This is a genomic window from Colwellia sp. C2M11, from assembly GCF_018860915.1.
Lineage (GTDB): Bacteria > Pseudomonadota > Gammaproteobacteria > Enterobacterales > Alteromonadaceae > Colwellia.
Genome location: NZ_JAHKQD010000047.1, coordinates 218,870 through 238,394, shown reverse-complemented (window position 1 = coordinate 238,394; position 19,525 = coordinate 218,870). Strand labels below are relative to the sequence as shown.

Here is a 19,525-nt window from a genome sequence, read left to right as displayed (position 1 = left end):
TCTCATCAAATAACTCACAACAAATAACAGCTAAAAAAATAAGAAAAAAATAGTAAAAGCGAATACGGTCCCCCCCATTGTCTGCGGTATTCATACCTTTGTTTGATGTTGGTATCATTGCGGTAAAGATAGTCGCGGCGAATACAACAAGTAATCAAATGATAATAACTGTTATATTGAAGGAAGAAACTTGTTTACGGTGTGTTTTAAGCCATGTTGAGCACCTCTTTACTGATTATTATTCAACCCTAATAAGGAGCTGTGATTTAATCAAATTTTATAGGTGTACAAATGTTCTAAAAGTAAGAACAGAATAAATAAGAATATTGAGAGTACATCGAACTTAACTATTAATTTTTTCTTACGGATTTACTAACAAAATACATGTAATATATTTTTCAGCGTATTTCATTTACAAAACAATTAAATTTAAACAAGTGGATAAACAATGAAAAACTTCAATCTTACTCATGGTCTTAATTGGTTAATGGCCATTTTTACACTATTAGCATCTGTTGCCGTATTACAAACCTTTATTATTGGACGACACTTTATTATTCCTACTATATTATTGGTTATCACTATATTTATTGGCAACTTGGCTTGGTATGGTTTTAAGCAGGTTAAATGGGCGCAATATATCACTTTTTGGTGTGGATTTATTTTAACTAGCCATTGTTTTTTCGCTTTGTTTTGGGCAAAAAAATACCGAGAAATATTAGGTAGTGCATTCGAACCAGTAGCCGTTATTACTACCTTGTTATTATTTATATTAACGTGGTTTTATGCTCGTAAAAATCAATTATTTAATTGAGCATAAAACACAAATCATGATTGTAACTAGGCAGGCTAATAATTATTCGTTACAAGCTATTAAACGGCTTAAATATCGTAGTATTTGTTAGTCTTTCGTTACTTTACAACAGTCTATGCGTTAAACCATACTTCAAATTAAATACGTAATACGACCTGAAGCATTTTGAAATATTCGCTATTTTCATGTATCAATGCCTCTTTCAAATGCTTTATTAGTTTAGTTCAGGAGTATCAGAGGTGCCCACCGTTTTACTTCGTCTTTCCATTAAAACCACATCGCGCCAAACACCATGCATTTTACCAAGTTTTTCACGCAGTCCTACTTGACGAAAACCAGTATTTTTATGCAGCTTAATACTCCCTTTATTTTCTGGAAAAATAGCCGATTGCAACATCCAAATATTATTGGCTTCTGACGCTACAATTAATGCAGACAGTAGCTTCTGGCCAACACCTTTACCTTGGGCGTTCATGGCAACATAAACACTAACTTCAGCCACACCGGCATAAACTTCTCGATTTGATATGGGTGAAAGCGCAGCCCACCCTAGAATTGTATTATTTTCTACTGCAACAATACGCGAGTGACTGTGCATGGAGTTATTCCATTCGTCCCACGTTTTCGCTTTCAGCTGAAATGTTGCATTGCCAGTATCAATACCTTGCTGATATATGTCTTTTACAAAAGGGTAATCGCTTTGTTCAAATTTTCGAATAAACACTTACTATGTCTCCATCAACTATTTTTTACCTAACGCTAATCTATAACGCAGTTATAAAAACAACCCGTCAATTACACGCCTGCTATTTTTCCATCTACTATTCGTACAATGTCATCACAGTTTGCGGCAACGCTGTTGTCATGAGTAGAAATTAAAAACGTGGTGTTATCTGTTTGGTTTATATCACGAAGTAAATTCATTACTTGCTTTGCTGAGTCTTGATCTAAATTGCCCGTGGGTTCATCGGCAAAAACAAGTTTGGGGTTATTTATCAGCGATCGGGCAATAGCAACACGTTGTTTTTGTCCTCCCGATAATTGACTTGCCAAAAAATGACTACGGTGGCTTAGGCCAACTTTATCAAGTAATAATAAAGCACGTTTTTTAATCTCACTGGTTAACCGCCCTGTTGGCGCTGCTGCAGGAAAAGCGACATTTTCTAACGCGGTAAAATCAGGTAATAAGTTGTGATATTGGAAAACAAAGCCAAGATGTTGATTACGATAAGTAGACAACTGCGCATCAGATAAATTGATTAATGAATGATCTAACAGCCTTAGCTCGCCTGATGTTGGCCGCATTAACAAACCAAGAATATTAAGTAATGTTGACTTACCTGAGCCTGAAGCACCCTGCAATGCCATCATTTTTCCGTGCGGGATAGATAAATTAATGCCCTTAAGCACACAAGTTTCGTGCTCACCATTACGGAAAGTTTTTATAATATTGTTTGCGAACAGCAGTGTGTTTGTCATTGTTGAATAGCCTCAACAGGATCTACCGAAGACGCCGATCTTGCAGGTAATACAGCCGCCAAAGCAGAGCCAACAATGGTCAATATTATAACTAACATATAACTGCCCTCACTTGGCGCTATTGGTAACATTGCACTGCCATCAGCCTTGGTAATAGAGGCTAATTGAACGCATAATTGATAACCTGCCGCTGCGCCTAAAAAAGCACCTAACGCGCCAATAAAAACACCTTGTAAAATAAAGACAGTAGCAACAAATTGTCGAGATATTCCTGTTGCTCGCATAATGCCTATTTCAGCACGGCGGCGATAAGTCGATAATAAAAGCGCGCTAGCAATAGAAATAACAATGGCTAACAGTGCAAAGCCTTGTATAAAATTACCTGTGCGCCCTTGTGCATCGGTAGCGTCTTGCAAGCTTTTGTTTTTTTCTTGCCAAGGGGTCGATTTTAACTGAGTCGAATTTTGTAATACCATGGCAATCGCTGGTGCGTCAGCGGGATTATCCACTTTTAGTCCTAATGACGTGATGCCATCTGGCAACTCGAATAATGGCCTTGCGACATTAATTGATAAGAAACCAACTCGTTTGTCTAAACTGGCTAAATTCACTCTAAAAATTCCCGTAATAGGCAACAAACGTTCTGGACCACGTTCCGACTTCAACAATACCGGTGTACCAACAAGTAGCCCTAATTCATCAGCTAAATCAGCACCAATAATTAAACCGCCCGTAGTTAACTCAGCAGTCCCTTTTATGATGTAACGGCTAATGTTAGTAATAGCATCAACCTTGCTCGGCTCAACGCCTTGAATAGCGATTGGTTGAGTTGCTTCACCGCGAACTAAGAACGCATTGCCATCAACAATTGGGCTGATGACACTCACGCCCGGCGTTGATTGTGCAATATCGATAACTTGCTGCCAATTTCGTATTTGTTTTCGTTGTAAAGTAGAGACTGGTTGCGCTACAAAGCGGTTGTCGTTGGTTAATACACTTGCTATTTTATTTGCTGGCTCTAGTTCTATGTGGGCAATTTTACTGGTAGTTTCTTGTGTTAAAAAGATACTTAGGCCGTTAATTAACGCGGTGATAAATACAAACACCACAACGCTAAGCGATACACCAAGCACTAATAACAGTGTTTGTAGGCTGTTGGCTGTGATATAACGCCACGCGACTATCAGTGAAAATGGCATTAGTGATTATCTTTGCTAGGGTTCATTTCAGCGGTATTAATATCGGGTGTAGCAGTATTAGACGCATGAGCATCAGGAAGATTAGTTTTACGAGGATTAACACGCTTATTTTCAGCTAACGCTTGAGCGGCAATAGTGGCATCAAGCACAACGAGCGCTTTAGAATTCAGCCCTGTTTTTAATACCACTGAGCTTCCTGGCCAGTCAATAAAAGTGACAACTGTAGGTTTTATCTTCTGCTCAACAACAGTGTAAACAAGCCAAGTTTCTCCCTCTTTTTTCAGTGCACTTCTTGGCACACTTAACGCTTTATCAAAAGATTTTACTAAAATATTTACATCAATTGAACGCCCAGGTACAAAGTCAGCATTCGCTTTGTCTAACATTATGCGGGTAAGTCTTGAGCCATTTAACGAATTTACCCTTGGTGATATTTCAGAAATAAAACCATGCTCAATGTGTTGTTTACCTGTAGGGGCAAGTAATGCTTTCATTTGTAATGAGAGCTCTGAAGCATAAACTTCATCAATTTCAGCTTCAATTTCAACAGGACCAAGCGACCCTATTTGAAAAAGCGTATCACTGAGGCTAACCACTTGTCCTTGATCTATTGAGCGAGACAACACAATACCGTCAAGCGGACTTTTTATCAGGTAATCATTAACACGAATAAAGGCTTGATTACGCGCTTCTTTTGCGCCAATTAATTTTGATTTAGCGGTGGCTAGGTTAGTGCGAGATTGATCAAGTAATAAATTAGCAACTAAGCCTTTTTTTGATAATTCAGTAATACGGTCAAAGTCTTGTTGGGCAAATTCCAATTGCGCTTCAAGCATGTGCAAGTTAGCTTCTGCTTCGGCAAGTACCGCTTGTTGAGAGGCAGAGCGTAATTCCGCAATGATTTCTCCATTTTTTACTTTATCGCCTTCATCAGCTAACAAGCGGATAATTTTACCAGGAAATTCAACTCTAACATTCACCACATCTTTAGTACGAACACGTCCCACTACGGCTAATACTAATTCTGCTTTACCAGCATTCACCTGTAAAACGTCAACATTTAATGGCGCGCTACTTTGTTTATATACATAGTTAGCAATAAACACGATAACGAGTAAAAAACACATGATCAAAAATGGTTTTTGATATTTACTCATAGCTAAAAGCAACTTCCACTTATTTGAATTGATTATAATTATAATAAGTTAAAGCAATATTCTCAAACTTACTATCTAAATAGTAAATGTCTAAGTTGAAATACGACTAAATAAGATAACCAACAAATTAAGTTCGCTATCAACACCCGGTTTAACTCACTCTGTCACAGCTTTTTTAATTAAAAATCAATAAAAACAGCTCGTCTTACATAAAGCCTAGTTAATAATTTTACAACTCTATTCAAACCTATAATTATTGGTTATTACCTCTTATTACTTGGGCTAAAAAGTAGAATCGCCCTAAACTAGTGCTAACATTTGCTACTTATTGGTACAAAATAAAAATAAGGGCAAGTTACTTAAATCTTTACTATTGAAACGCAAATGCCATATTACATAGACTTGCAAGGAGTTATTAGCTACAAATTTTGCAATCAGTATTACCATAAATTGGTAGGCATGATATTTGCTGACACTATGTTCAACTTTTTAATGATTAGGTGGGTAAGTTACGTATGTCGTGTTTAAAATATGCCAAAAAGGCATTGTTGGTGTTGTTGTCTCTAAGTGTCTTTGGTAATCAAATTGCTAATGCTGCTTCTACGGAGATTATTCCTATTAAAACAGTGGTTGTCACCATGTTTGAAGATGGTGAAGCAATGGGCGATGATCCTGGTGAATTACAACTATGGTTAGAGCGAGGAAATTTCTCTACTAAATTAGATTTTCCTTTAGGTATGTATGATTTATACCTTAATAAAGACGGCGTATTAGTTATTTGTGTTGGTGGTGGTATTCCTAATGCAACAGCTTCAATTATGGCGCTTGGTCTTGATACTCGCTTTGATCTTAGTAAATCGTATTGGTTAATTACGGGTATCGCTGGTGGCGATCCGCAAGATATATCTTTAGCGAGTGCGGCTTGGGCTAAACATATTGTTGATGGTGATCTTATTTATCAAGTCGATGCTCGAGAAATACCAGCGTCATGGCCTTATGGTATTATCCCACTTGGTGCAAAAGCGCCAGCTGAAAAACCCGAAGATATCTCAACAGGCTGGTCTTTAGACACCGTTTCTTTCGCGTTAAATAGTGAATTAGCTGATTGGGCTTATGCACAAACAAAAGATGTAAAAATTGATGATTCAGCAGCCATTAAAGAATTTAGAGAATTATACAAAACTTACCCAAATGCACAAAAACCTCCGTTTGTTACTATGGGTGATACCTTAAGTGCGAGTAAATACTGGCATGGTAAACATTTGAATCAATGGGCAAATGATTGGTTAAAACTCTACGGTGGTGAGTCTGCAAATTTCATGACTAGTAACATGGAAGATTCAGGTACATTAACGTCTTTAATGCGCCTTGCTCGTATTGATAAAGTTGATCCTAGTCGAGTTATGGTGCTAAGAACGGTAAGTAATTACACGATGGCGCCAGCAGATAAAGAAACAAGCTGGAGTATCACCGCTCCTTACCCTGATGATGGTTTTCCAGCACTCAATGCAGCGTATGTAGTTGGGAATAAAGTTGTTCAAGAAATAGTGGCAAATTGGGGTAAATATGAAAACGCCCTGCCTTATCAAACAAAATAGCAGTTAAGCTTTATTCTTCATTGTTAGTTGTTCATTTTAGCCGTTAATTGTAACGGCTATTATTTAACTAGCACTGTGCTGTAATGATGGTGATAAAAGGATAAATGAACAATAAAAAACTTTAATTCACTGGATCTAACATTACCTCAATCGTTGTTGGGATTAAGCCACAACTTTCACCTTCTGGAATATTTAGCTCAACAGTTTTTGTTATATAACCCTCTTTTGCTATTTTTAAAGAGGTTCCACCTGTTTCTGTTTCGAGAATCACAGGGAGGTTGTCCGAGCAATTTATTAGACCTACAATGTTAAACTCACCAACGCTGACATACTCATCATTCACAACTTGTTGGTCTTCACCATCTGAATTTTTCAAATCAACAATAACATTACAACTTATAGGCTCAGCCGTATCTTCATTAACAATATTAAGTTGTAAATTAGGGTAGTTATTATCAATATCATCACAGCTCGTATCGCTCAAATTAATGAGGTTAGCGATACTAAAGCTAGATTCTTCATCTGCAGATGACAAAGACCAGTCAATGTATACTTTTTGAGGATATCCTAATTCAGGATGATAACTAACTATTACACTGTCAGCGTCTTTGAGCCCTGACTCGATAAGAGAAAACGCTTCATTGATGGTTCTAAATGATTGCTTATTCTCCTCTGAAACCATCATATCACGATCAATTAATGATTCTTCCTCATACCAAATGCTTCTATTTGTATAATAAACCAAACTTTTATCTTCGTCTTTAACTTGCAGAATTACCGGAGGAGTAAAACAAAAGCAAGAAACACGTTGGTCAATTTGATAATGCTTAATATTTTGTGATTCCCATTTAGCCTTATTATCAATTAACTCTTGCGTTAATAATGTGACATCCTTTTGTCCTATAGCATTAAGGGTGATCACAATATCTCTTTGGCTTGAAGCACCTTCTTCATCGGTTACCGTAAGCTGTATAATATAATCACCATCCATACTAGAGATAAACTGGGGTTTAGTAGTCTCTGCATAATATATATCAGCGTTACTGTTTTCTGGCGACGTAATAATTGACCAACTATATGTAAGCTCAGCGCTCTCTGAGTCAAAACTATCACTTCCGTCTAAGAACACTGTTGTAGATACATAAGTTTCAATGTCATCGCCAGCGATAGCGGTAGGTGGTGTATTAGCAGGAATTGAAGTATCTGGCGCTGTTGATGACGCTTTGTCAGCAGAGCCTCCACAGCCATATAAGAATATTATAACGAGTAATAAATTAAGCGTTTTAATGTTGGTCATTTTTTTGGGCACCTTCCGTTGGTTATCTATAAATTTTGATATTATTCGTAGGAAAAAAGATAAAAAATATTGATATCTTTGAATTTCCACATCTAAATGCATAATAAAACAATTCTTTTAAAACAGAAAGTTAAAAGAATTAATAGGGGAATGATATATAAAAGATGCGCTAATTTATAAAGTAAAATAATGTGAGTAGAATAATAAACATTCTATTTAAACCAAACCTTTCCACCAATCATTTTATAGGCGGGTGTGCCTCTTATTAGCATTTCTCTAGCAAAAACCGTTTCACATTTAGGGCAAGTGCAAGGCTCAGTTGTATAATCTTTAAATATACGTTCTTTAAAGCATTTCACCAACGCGCCTTTCCCGCCCTTTTTGTATTTAAATAGTAAGTACTGACATTTATTACAATAAATATTAACGGTTCGAGTTGGCGCTTTGCTATTAGGTTTTGACATAATTTAGCTATTTTTTAACCATTTGATTCAGCCGAGCTATTTAATTATTTGAGTAATTACGTGTAAGCTATTATATGAATTGCGGTTATGAATTTTCAAAGCCGCAGCTCCAACATACTTCAAATGATGGTGCATTTTGCTCGGAGCATTGTTGACAGATCCAATCTTCAGTTTTAGCGTTACTTTGTGACAAGTTAGCTATTTGTGTTGCTTGTTCAAAGTCGGCATCATTTGTAACCCAAACTTCTGGCCAAGAATCAAAGGCTGAAATACCACCTATTGCGCCTTGTGCAAATTCATTTTTTATAAAGACACTTATCCCTTGTGCTTCAATAAGGTTTTTTACATTACTAACAAGAAAGATACTTTCGTTGGAATAAACCATTTTCATAATTTAGTACTCAATAATATTTTGATGGATGATAAAGGTATTAGTAATGACTTAGTATACACACTATATTTTTAGCGTTATAAAGGTAAAATTATTAACACACTAAGACCACCTTGCTCTCGATTTTTAAAGACTAACTGTCCTTTATGCGCTTCAATAATTTCTCGACATAATGCTAACCCTAAACCTGTGCCTGAATGCTTGGTGGAATAAAAAGGCAATAAGGCATTTTGAATAACTTCAGCCGACATGCCACTGCCGTTGTCATTAATGCTAATTTCAATAACATCGCTAGTCTCTTTAAAAGAGCAGGTAATACTGCCTGTTTCATCAGCTTCATGTGCATTTTTAAGAATGTTTATTAATACTTGTTCGAACTGTGCTATATCAACATGAATGCTTGAAGTGGGCAATGGCGTAGTAAGTGAGAACGGATAAAGTATTTGTAACTGTTCAATGAGTGCCAACCAATTAACGGGTTGCTTATTTGGGAGTTTAACTTTTGTCAGTGTCGCATAACCTTTAATGAAGTCATTAAGATGATTAATTCTACCGCTAATCGTATTAAAAACGCGGTTTAACCTTGGCTCTTCTAAGTTTTTAGCCAACAATTCACCGCTATGACACATAGAGCTGATGGGTGCGATAGAATTGTTTAGTTCATGACTAATCACGCTAATCACTTTCTTCCAAGTAGCGACTTCTTGCTTTGAGAGTTCTTGGGTAATGGTTTTTAATAGAAATAACTGATGTTTAGCTTGGTGAATAACCACACTTGAATGAGTTACATGCCAAGCTTGTTGCGCACCTTGATTATCAGTTAAAGTAAAAATGGACTCACCTTGATGACTTAACGCATGTTGAAATTCTGGTGCTAACGATTTAAGTAATTTACTCCACCTAAGCCCAACAATAGAGCCACTTAATTCAAAAGCTTGTTGTGCACTATTGTTGGTAAAGGTGATGGTATCGCGATGATCAACTAAAATAGTTACCATGGGCGAAGCATTCAACACCTTATCTAACATCATTTCACGTTGATAAAGTCGTTGACGCTCTTCACGTAATTTATTACTGGTTTGGTTAAAAGCATTAATAAGCGCATTATAACTTGCTTCTTTTTGCTGATTTAAACTAACCGAAAAATCGTTATCTCGTAGGCTTTGTAGACCATGTTCTAAACTTTGTAAAACTGTTTGATGACGTTTATATTGCTTTGTTAATAATAAAAATGTTGTCAATAATGAAAACATTAACAACACACTAATATAAATAGGGTAGTCTACGGCAAAATAATACACCATTACCATTAATGTACTGTGTAATATTCCTAAAAGAATAATCAATCGCATTTATTGCTCTTCTTGGCTAAGTTGATATTTTTCAATACGTCGATATAACGCTTGTCGGCTTAATCCCAATTCATTAGCCGCTCTTGAAATTACCCATTCATGTTTGTTTAACACGGCTTTCAAATTATCTTTATCACTACTCGCTTTTTGCGCTGCACTTTCTGCTTTATTTAATGCTAAAGAGCTCTCTACATTACTTGAATTTACTCCAAGCATAAAATGCTCAGGTAATAAAATTTCATCGGCACATAACACCATTGCACGTTGACAATGGTTTTCTAATTCTCGCACATTACCTGGCCACGGCTGTTGTTTTAGAAGCGATGCCGCTTGCTCGCTTAATTGATGACTACCTGAAATAAAATGACGTGCTAAAGGGATAATGTCATCTTGTCGCTGGGCAAGTGGCGGTAAATTAAGTTCAACAACGTTAAGACGATAATATAAATCTTCACGAAAGGTATTCTCTTCTATTGCTTGCGGTAAATGACTATTGGTAGCACTAATAACACGCACGTCTACAGTAATTGTTTCGCTCGAGCCAACCCGTTCAAATTGCCCTGTTTGTAATACCCGTAGTAGTTTCATTTGCCCTGCTAACGACAAGTTACCAATTTCATCTAAAAATAATGTCCCGCCATTTGCTGCTTCAAAACGCCCTTTTCGCATTGCTGTTGCACCTGTGTAGGCACCTTTTTCGGCACCAAATAATTCCGCTTCCATTAATTCACTCGCCAGCGCCCCCATATTAACTTTAATAAAAGGATTAGCATTACGCGGGGAGTTTTGATGAATATAGTCAGCAATACGCTCTTTACCGCTGCCATTTGCGCCTGTGATTAAGACACTAATATCACTGTTAGCGACTTTATCGGCCATAGCAACAAGCTGTTTCATCGGTTGGCTTTCGACAATAAAGTTTGACGATGACTTGATCTGGCTGGCGTTATTTGTTCTCTGAGGTGATTTTTCGTTGCTATTATTAGCTGAATCAACAATGTTAGCTGAATCAACAATGTTTTCCGCGATAATATCGAGTAGTTTCATATCATCCCACGGCTTAGGCAAATAATCGGCTGCACCTGCTTTAACTAATTCAACCGCAATTTCAAGCTGACTCCAAGCGGTAATAATTATAATAGGTGTGGCTGGCGATATTTCTTTAAGTTGATAAAACAGAGAGCGCCCTTCTTCGCCCGATGTGGTTCCTTGACTAAAATTCATATCTTGAATAATTAAATCAATACATTGATTGTTAGCTGCAAATACAGCGTCTTTTATGGTACTCGCGATACTTACTTTATAGTTATGTAAGCTCAGTAATAAGTCTAATGCATCTAAAATATCAGGATTGTCGTCTACTACTAACACTCGCTTCATTCTATCAATCCTTGGCTATGCTTTATTTTTATTAATTGTTGATTATTCATTAGAGTTATTGACCATCACAGGTAGTGACGGTCAACCTTGTATTTAAAAATGGAAGTAAAAAATTTGTATTACAATTCTATTATCACTCTGTACTACAGCGTTTTAGTTGCAATAACAGGCGATATTTTTGTTGTTTTATATGCAGGCAACCAAGTCGCTAATGAACCAGAAACGAAGACAACAAATACTGCTAAAGCATACAACAATGCTGTTGGCTTTTCGATAGTGATCACTTGTGATAGCGCAATATTTAATCCTATCATAGTTGCTATGCCGACAATGCTAGCGCCCAAATTAAGTAACCAATTTTCACTAAACACATACAACATAATATCTTTTTTACGCGCACCAAGCGCACGACGAATACCAATAAACTTACGTTGTTGTGTTACATGAAAGTGGGCATGTGCAAAGCTACTAACAACCGTAACTACAATCATTAATAACGACAACATGCCAAACAAACTCGCTAGACCTGCATCTTGACTGTAAAAATTTTTCAATCGCTCTGCCATACTTTGCACGCGTATAATGTCACGTTCTGCTTGTACAGATAAAATAGTGTCACTGAGCTGTGCTTGCACTTGCGCTAATTTTCCTGGCTCAACACGTACCACATAATGTTGCTGATAGTCTGCTTGTGAATACATGAAGTTACCAAATAAACCAAAAGTCTTATCTATGCCTTTACGTGTAGGGCTAATAGTAAAATCTCGTGCTATACCCACTACTCGTCCATTATTAGTTAACTCACCTAAGGCTGGCCTATTCGGGAATATTGCTTTAGCTAATGATTGCGTAATAATAATATTTTGTTCTATTTTCCCTCTATCTTGCAAGGTATAGAAATCCTTCGTTATATCATCAGCATCAGTTAGTGTTCTCCCTTCAATAATTTCCACGCCTAAATTTTCTAACCCAATTTTACTACTATAAAACTGCGGTACATAACGTAATTCCACGGGTAAAACAGCATCTTCAGGGAAGTCAGCAGCTTGCATATTACCATTCCAACCTCCTCGTTGAATTGGCAATTGGTTATAATGAGCAGCGCTAATAACACCGTCTATCGCTGATATTTTTGCAATATCTTGTTGGGTAATCGATTGATAATAATCAGTATCACGATAGGCACCAGAGGTTGGCATTAAGTCAACGGTAATAAGCTGTTCAACATCAAAGCCTAATGGCTTATTGAGTTTTTCAATCGTACTCGCCGTTAATATAACCGTATTAACCATTAAACCTATGGTTAAACTCAGTTGTAATATTAATAGTGTAGTGGCGAATTTACGAAGACGTAACGCCTTAAATAATGCTTTAATATTCATAATAATACCTTATTTCAACGTCGTTGATAAAGACGTTCTACAAGAACGAATTAACGGATATAACATGCTAATAAATGAAGTAACTAGCGCAATGCCAATCCCCATCAATATTAATGTTATGTCTATATCACTGGTTTGTTTTAGTGCTGGAAATAATGTCATTGATATTTGCAAAAACAACCAGCCAAATAACAGCGTTAAAACTGCACAACATGATCCAATCAACATGCTTTCAACAACACCTTGATAGAAAACATCTTTCATTCGAGCACCTACCGCACGTCTGAGTCCAGTTTCGAATCTTGCACTATGATAACGAGCAAGTAATAAACTACTGGCATTAAAAATACAAACAGCTAAAAAGAGTGAACTAGCTAAAGCGAAGGCCAACATCCGTTCATCAACTACCTTTTGGTGTGTCAGCCATTCATTAACGTCTAACAAACGGTTGTCATTAGCGCGCAAGTATTCACCTTGTGCTTTACGGTGTTGTGAATAGTTATCAAGATATTGTTGCATTAACTGCTTCTGCTCAAGCGTATCAAGTTGTACAAAAGCTTGTAAAAAGAATCCATTTTTTCCACGATTATCAGACACTGAATGAATTCGGTCAGTTGACATGTTTCGCAAATCAATAGCCCATTCATTATCCATTGCCGTTTCTATGGGGGCATAGATATCATCAGTCGAATTAAACGCTTGATCAAATGCGGCATTATAAAAAACAGGTTTTAAATTCCATGGTTTCAGCACACCAACAATTTCAAAAGGTTTACCACCAATTTCAAGGGTTTTACCGACACTATTACCACCACCAAAAACTTGTTGATTAAAGGTGTCACCAATAACAATCTGCTTGGCATAGTCTTGCTGCCAAACACCGCCAAAGGCAAAAGGCGCATCAGTTAGCGGAAAAAAGCCTTGCGTAGTGGCTCGAACTATTGCCTGATGACGCGTTAGGCTTTTAGCATTAATATCTCGGGTGTAAACTTTTGATTGGTAATGCACCATAGTGTGAGTTGCTATGTCATTTTTCAAAATATGCATAGCATCGTTATATCGCATAACTTCAATTAATTCTGCATCAGGGTTGTCCAGTGACCAAATATTCAGTGATACATTAAAAATACGATCGCTTTTATAAGGAATTGGGTCTGATGACATCGATTTAATAATGGCGATGTTAGCTAAGAACACGCCAACGCCTACAGCTAAGGTTGAGATCATTAAAATAAAAAACAGTCGATTACGGATTAAGTTTCTAAAACTCAATTTGAGGTAATAATTAAACATTTCCATAAGAAGTCCTTAAACCTTAACAGCGATCGATGCGTTATCATGCGTTGGTGCATAGACACTATGATCGGTAATTTGGCCATCAATCACTTGTACATTTCGACCTACTGCACGCGCTTGGTCAGGATCATGCGTTACCATAATAATGGTGCTGCCTTCAGTATTTAATGTATGTAGTAATTCCATTACTTGGCGTGCCATTAGAGAATCTAGATTACCTGTTGGCTCATCGGCTAATAATATTTTGGGCTCTCCCGCTAACGCTCGAGCAATAGCCACACGTTGTTGTTGTCCACCTGATAGTTGACTTGGTAAATAGTTAGCGCGACTAGCTAAACCGACTTGCTCTAGCGCGTTAGTAATGCGGCGCTTTCTCTCGGCAGCATTAAAACCACGATATCGTAATGGCATGTCAATATTGTCAAACAGGTTAAAGTCAGGGATTAAGTTATAGTTTTGAAAAATAAAGCCAATTTTTTCGTTACGTAAGCGCGATAATTCATCATCATTAAGTCCTTGAATATTTACACCGTCGAGTTCATAAGCACCTTGGTCAAAGCTATCTAATAGCCCCGCCACATTTAAAAATGTAGACTTACCTGATCCCGAAGGCCCTGTCACTGCGACAAACTCACCTGCATTAACTTGCAAGTTGAAATCACGCAATGCGTGGGTTTGAATAGTATCACTACGATAAATTCGACTAATGTTTTTCATGTTAAGCATAATTATCTTCCTAAATAGTCTTTTGTAGACCTGTTGATTGTTACTTTTATAATTGGTTTGTTACTTACTTGTACGATATTTATTTCTTAATTTAGCGAAATCGTTGAGTGCATATCAAACGTTTCTGTAGATGAAATAATAATAGTGTCTCCTGACTTTAATCCCGATGTTATTTCAATAAATTCAATGCTTTGCGAACCTGTTGTTATAGGGGTTAACTTGGCTTCGTCTCCTTTAATAACATAAGCAGCTTGGCCACCGTGGCTAGCTTGGAAGCCACCACGTTTAACCATTAATACGTTTTCTTTATTTTCAAATTCGATACGTGCATTCAAACGTTGATTTTGGCGTAGTTGAATTTCGGCTAAGTTATCGATTGACACTCTAACCATAACTTGACTGTTTTTAACTTCAGGAGAAACTGAAATAACTTTACCAATAAGTGATTTTCCTGATATTTGCATTTTCACATCAAGACCAAGTCCTAAATCATCCGCGTAAAATTCAGGTACATTAAGCTCCGCTTCATACTGGCTTAAATCAACAATAGTCATAATGGCTTGGGTATCGCTAACTCGTTCTTTTTTCTGTACTAACCAGTTACCAACAATGCCATCAACGGGTGCTCGAATATTCAGTAGCTCAACACGTCGCTGTAGTTCATCAACCACTAATTGCTGACTTTTAACTAAAAGATCACGTGTTTGGTTTTCAAATTCAAGACGTTGTATTGCTAGTTCGACACGTTTTTTGGCATGTTCGAATAGTAAGTCATCCTCAAGCTTTGCATCACGTTTACTAACTAAGTAAAGCTGACTAACCACTTGTTTTTCATATGACAGCTCTGCACGGGTTAATTCTCGGGTACTCGCATTAGCACGAACACGCGCAGTATCAAGCACCTGTTCGAGATCAAGCTGAGCTTCACGATCACGTAATTCACTTCTTCTAGCATCAATTTTTAAACTTTCTAACTTGGCTGTTGCTTGTTTAACTGTTGATTGTAATTCGGGGCTTAATATAGTTGCCACAATGGCATCTTTTTTAACAATATCACCTGGTTTCGCTAATAAAGTAACTTGCCCCGGCTCTGAGCTATAAATGGTAGGGGCATTCGCAGCAACCAATTTACCATTAACAGCAATGTCACGAATTAAGGTACCGTTAACAACGGTAGCACGGGTAATAGTTTGTGGGTTAACACTTGGAATGCCGCCAGACCATTGGCTTAAAGTTGGTAAAATAAACCAAATAATCCCAATCACTACAACAGCACCTATGATTAACTTAATCCAAGGTTTTTTATTAGTAGGGTTACTTATTATTTCGTCTTGTCCGTCGGTAGAGCTAATCATATCAATTTCACTGTATTGTCATATATATACAGGATATAGCGAGTAACATGCCAACAGTAAAATAAAAAAATAACCAACTGTTTTTAAAGGGTTTAAATGAAAAACGTTACAACTAAAGTGTCCGGTTTTTTAATAATAAGTGTCCGTTCGGACGATGTGAGTGTCCGATTTATTCAAGCGGACATTACTGTAAGCGGACCATAATTTAAGCGGTGACACTGTAAGTAAGTGATAACTTAAACAGACAACAATTGAGTAGATGCACACGTAGTATGACTGTTTGACGATGAAAATAAAAAGTAGAAAGGCAGTTGATGAGAGACTGAAGTGGTTTATGTAAAATAAATGAGTTATCGCTATTTACATACAAATAACGATAACTCAACTTAATGGCTTAAAAACATTTGTGTTATTTAGCCAAAAATAGCGCGCATAAGCTCGATAACTTTCTCAACACTTTTACCTTTTTTTACTTGGGCAATAATCGAGTCACGCTTGCTTAACATATATTCTGGTAGATCTTCAGACATTAATGCTTTATCTACCATTTCCTCTACCGTCTCTTTACTATTTTTTCTAAAGGTAGAGTTTGATTTTTTGGGTGCTTTGTTTAGCGCTTTATCACGAGCACGAATATAGTTCGAGTTTTGTGATAAGTCAGCATCGGCAAATAAAAATAAATCAATTAATATGGCACGATTTTGCCAAATAATAAGCTCAAGACCAGGGTTTTCTTTTTCGTCAATCGCTTCCTCTTGTTCAGTAATCAGGTCAGAGTCAACATCAGAGCTATCATCAAGACTTGTTGTCGTACTACTCTCTGTAATACTTTGCTCAGGCTCTGCTTGATTCCACCATGGCAACGTACGTAAAGTACCAATCATATCGTGCCAATATGATGAAAAGTCAGTGTTTGAAAACTTCACAATAGATAGCCCTTTGCAGAACATATCAATTTTATTATTGTTTAAAGCAATAAATTGATCCGGACGACGCATCGCGAGTAATCGCGTTGCAGCAGGTAATGGCGCTTTGCTTTTAACAGAGCTGTCTTGCGATTGCTCTTGAGCATAGTCTGAAAATATTTTCTGAAAATCCGTAACAAACTTTTGATATTCGTCATAGTTTACATCACCCGTTAACGGAATATGTGCTAACGCCGCATCAAACTTTTCAGGGCATTGCTCAAGTAACAGATGAAAAAGCTTAGCCCCTTTCGTACTGGCAAACCATTCTGTATCAAAGTCATAGGTATGATATACGTGACTGGCCGTATGCTTACCAGCAAATACTAATCGGTCTTCCATACTTAGCTCAGCTAGCGGAAGTTGACAATTGTTCTTAACATAATTCAATAAACGTAAACGCTCATCTAACGCATGTAATTCATGTTGCTGTTCAATAAAACCAACAAAGATCGGCCAAGGTGCAATACGTGCCATTTTACATTGACTAATAGTAAAACCGGCTTCCAATGTATCTTGTAATTTTTTTAATGGTAAAAATTGTTCTTCATCTAAAAGTTCCATATTAAGATCTTCACGGCATAGCCTAATGAACTCTCGACACCACCCTGTAAATTCATCAGGTCTATTTACTACTTTCACTGCCATTAAATTTAAACTTAACGGCGTAAAATATTTAAGTACATTTTGATAAATCTGGTTTTCAGCGGCAGACAATGGCATTTTTACGGGTGAAGATAACAATTTTCTCATTAAATTTTACACACTCTTATTGATGATTTATTTCTAGCTATACAAGCTAATATAGGCTAAAAATAATAACGAAAGTCGCGCATAATACGGATTTATTGAGGCATTGCAATGAATAGTAAATATTATTCTATTTTAGCTTTATAGTTGTACTATTGTTGATTGAAAATAACACTAATAAATAACTTGAAAGATAAGATTGAATAATTCTTCAGAAAAAATGATTTCGATTAACAAAACTAAATCATCCGCTATGAGATAAACCGCTATTTTTTTGCTTAATTGACGCTATTTTCATCCTTTACTTTACTTCCTTAAAAAAAGTCACTGATTTCCTATATAAAATAATATCGACTCCCGTATAATCTACCAATAAGCCTTAGTATAATCATAGAGCCTAATTAATGAGCTACATCCCACTAGAACAATTAAAGAATGCTTGGATCTTTAAACATAAAAGTCTTCCTATTAGTGAAAACGATTTAACCAAAATTAAACCTATGGCCAAAGATCGCGCGAATGTATTGTGGGATACTTTTATTAGTCGCCAAGTAGATCATCCTGACTTTTTTAAAAAAGGCGACTGGCCTTTCGACAAAAGTAATTGGAAAGAGCAGGGAAAATGGGAAAGTATTTGGGACAGCAACGATGAAGAATTACCTGAATTAATCAATACTCATATTGCTTGGGATAATAACACTGTGGTTTATTATTGCTCAAATAGGGAAAATGTTATTGAAACAACATGGGCGGTGTTTAAACGTTGTTGGAAAAACTTCTTATTTATGGATGATGGTCCTATTTTAATAGGAAAAAAACGTCAACAAGTAGTACAGTTTACTAGTAATGGTTATTTTAAAATTGGCGACAAACCAAAGTAATGACTATAAAAACCATATTACATCCACGTAATAAACATCGTCATGGCTACGACTTTGCGACCTTAAAAAAGGTCCATACTCCCTTATCAGCGTTTATTATAAAAAACCCGTATAATCAACAAGATACCATTGATTTTAGCAATACTGATGCAGTAAAAGCCTTAAACCTTGCTTTATTAAAAAAACATTATCAAATAGATCATTGGGACTTTCCTCAAGGCTACTTGTGCCCTCCTATTCCTGGGCGTGTTGATTATATACATTACCTTGCTGACTTATTGAAAGAAAGTAAGGCATTGATAGCGGAAAAGAATAAAGCCATTAGCAGTAAAATCTCTGTATTAGATATTGGTACTGGTGCTACCTGTATTTATCCTATGTTAGGTGCTAGTGAATATAATTGGTCTTTTGTCGCTTCAGATATAGATCCCGTCTCTATAAAAGCGGCAAATGCAAATGTTAATGCCAATCCCAAAATTAAGCAGCAAATAAACTGTCGCTTGCAAAATAACAGCACTAAGATTTTTGAAGGTATTATTAAACCAAATGAATTTTATCATGTCACTTTATGTAATCCTCCATTTCATAAATCATTAACTGATGCTGCAACAGGCACTAACCGTAAATGGAAAAACCTAAATAAAGGCAAAACAGCGGGTAAAAAAGAGCATAAAGTAGATACATTAAATTTTGGCGGTCAAAAAGCTGAGTTATGGTGTCAAGGCGGAGAATTGGCCTTTATTCGTCAAATGATCAAAGAAAGTATCGTTTTTCAAAACCAAGTGCTCTGGTTTACCTGTTTAGTGTCAAATAAAGATCATTTATCTAAAATAAAGTTATCGCTAAAAAAAGCGAAAGCGTCAGAAATTAAAGTTTTTAACATGGCTCAAGGACAAAAAGTCAGTCGTTTTATTGCTTGGCGCTTTGTTAAAAATAACCTAACTACAATGTAATTTAGACTTAACTACCATTAATAAAAATATTTAAAATCGCAACTAAAGATTAAATATCAACAACTTAAAATAAAGTTATTGATGTT

18 protein-coding genes are annotated in these 19,525 nt (G+C 36.5%); 4 read left to right on the top strand and 14 right to left on the bottom strand.

The features are described 5' to 3' along the window. Nucleotides 1-448: 448 nt before the first annotated feature. Nucleotides 449-814, top strand: a complete 366-nt coding sequence (locus tag KO509_RS13755; protein WP_215973825.1) for a hypothetical protein — start codon at nt 449-451, stop codon at nt 812-814. A gap of 214 nt (nt 815-1,028) precedes the next feature. Here the strand turns inward: KO509_RS13755 and KO509_RS13750 are convergent, their stop codons facing one another. From KO509_RS13750 to KO509_RS13735, 4 genes are all read right to left on the bottom strand, one after another. Further along, nucleotides 1,029-1,538, bottom strand: a complete 510-nt coding sequence (locus KO509_RS13750; RefSeq protein ID WP_215973824.1) for a GNAT family N-acetyltransferase — start codon at nt 1,536-1,538, stop codon at nt 1,029-1,031. Between the two features lie 71 nt (nt 1,539-1,609). Next, nucleotides 1,610-2,293: an ABC transporter ATP-binding protein gene (locus tag KO509_RS13745; RefSeq protein ID WP_215973823.1), complete on the bottom strand. Its 684-nt coding sequence runs from the start codon at nt 2,291-2,293 to the stop codon at nt 1,610-1,612. Beyond that, a complete protein-coding gene (locus KO509_RS13740; RefSeq protein ID WP_215973822.1) occupies nt 2,290-3,492 on the bottom strand; it encodes an FtsX-like permease family protein in 1,203 nt (400 codons plus the stop codon). Before KO509_RS13740 ends, KO509_RS13745 begins: the two co-directional genes overlap by 4 nt. Beyond that, nucleotides 3,492-4,649, bottom strand: a complete 1,158-nt coding sequence (locus KO509_RS13735; protein ID WP_215973821.1) for an efflux RND transporter periplasmic adaptor subunit — start codon at nt 4,647-4,649, stop codon at nt 3,492-3,494. The genes KO509_RS13740 and KO509_RS13735 overlap by 1 nt, the downstream gene beginning before the upstream one ends. Nucleotides 4,650-5,164: 515 nt before the next feature. Between KO509_RS13735 and KO509_RS13730 the strand changes: the two genes are divergently transcribed. Beyond that, a complete protein-coding gene (locus KO509_RS13730) occupies nt 5,165-6,247 on the top strand; it encodes a purine nucleoside permease (RefSeq protein ID WP_215973820.1) in 1,083 nt (360 codons plus the stop codon). Nucleotides 6,248-6,368: 121 nt separating this feature from the next. On the opposite strand, the gene KO509_RS13725 is transcribed toward KO509_RS13730, so the two are convergent. The 10 genes from KO509_RS13725 to KO509_RS13685 form a co-directional block, all read right to left on the bottom strand. Beyond that, a complete protein-coding gene (locus tag KO509_RS13725) occupies nt 6,369-7,544 on the bottom strand; it encodes a DUF6174 domain-containing protein (RefSeq protein ID WP_215973819.1) in 1,176 nt (391 codons plus the stop codon). A gap of 212 nt (nt 7,545-7,756) precedes the next feature. After that, a complete protein-coding gene (locus KO509_RS18105) occupies nt 7,757-8,008 on the bottom strand; it encodes a hypothetical protein (protein ID WP_252727576.1) in 252 nt (83 codons plus the stop codon). Nucleotides 8,009-8,093: 85 nt separating this feature from the next. Next, nucleotides 8,094-8,399 carry a DUF2007 domain-containing protein gene (locus KO509_RS13720; protein WP_215973818.1) on the bottom strand — a complete coding sequence of 102 codons (306 nt, stop codon included), beginning with the start codon at nt 8,397-8,399 and terminating at the stop codon, nt 8,094-8,096. 77 nt (nt 8,400-8,476) lie between these two features. After that, entirely contained in the window at nt 8,477-9,751 is a 1,275-nt protein-coding gene (locus KO509_RS13715; protein ID WP_215973817.1) for an ATP-binding protein, read from the bottom strand. Then, nucleotides 9,752-11,131, bottom strand: a complete 1,380-nt coding sequence (locus KO509_RS13710) for a sigma-54 dependent transcriptional regulator (RefSeq protein WP_215973816.1) — start codon at nt 11,129-11,131, stop codon at nt 9,752-9,754. A gap of 143 nt (nt 11,132-11,274) precedes the next feature. Further along, nucleotides 11,275-12,513, bottom strand: a complete 1,239-nt coding sequence (locus KO509_RS13705) for an FtsX-like permease family protein (protein WP_215973815.1) — start codon at nt 12,511-12,513, stop codon at nt 11,275-11,277. A gap of 9 nt (nt 12,514-12,522) precedes the next feature. Beyond that, entirely contained in the window at nt 12,523-13,812 is a 1,290-nt protein-coding gene (locus tag KO509_RS13700; protein ID WP_215973814.1) for an ABC transporter permease, read from the bottom strand. 9 nt (nt 13,813-13,821) lie between these two features. Continuing rightward, nucleotides 13,822-14,535, bottom strand: coding sequence for an ABC transporter ATP-binding protein (locus KO509_RS13695; RefSeq protein ID WP_215973813.1), 714 nt, complete (start codon nt 14,533-14,535; stop codon nt 13,822-13,824). Nucleotides 14,536-14,621: 86 nt separating this feature from the next. Beyond that, nucleotides 14,622-15,890: an efflux RND transporter periplasmic adaptor subunit gene (locus KO509_RS13690; RefSeq protein WP_252727574.1), complete on the bottom strand. Its 1,269-nt coding sequence runs from the start codon at nt 15,888-15,890 to the stop codon at nt 14,622-14,624. A gap of 413 nt (nt 15,891-16,303) precedes the next feature. After that, nucleotides 16,304-17,608, bottom strand: coding sequence for a hypothetical protein (locus tag KO509_RS13685; protein WP_215973812.1), 1,305 nt, complete (start codon nt 17,606-17,608; stop codon nt 16,304-16,306). Between the two features lie 401 nt (nt 17,609-18,009). Here KO509_RS13685 and KO509_RS13680 point away from each other — a divergent pair, with 401 nt between their 5' ends. Then, nucleotides 18,010-18,486 carry a DUF2947 domain-containing protein gene (locus KO509_RS13680; protein ID WP_215973811.1) on the top strand — a complete coding sequence of 159 codons (477 nt, stop codon included), beginning with the start codon at nt 18,010-18,012 and terminating at the stop codon, nt 18,484-18,486. After that, on the top strand, nt 18,486-19,439 hold the full coding sequence (gene rlmF, locus KO509_RS13675) for a 23S rRNA (adenine(1618)-N(6))-methyltransferase RlmF (RefSeq protein WP_215973810.1): 954 nt from the start codon (nt 18,486-18,488) through the stop codon (nt 19,437-19,439). Before KO509_RS13680 ends, rlmF begins: the two co-directional genes overlap by 1 nt. Nucleotides 19,440-19,525: the final 86 nt, after the last annotated feature.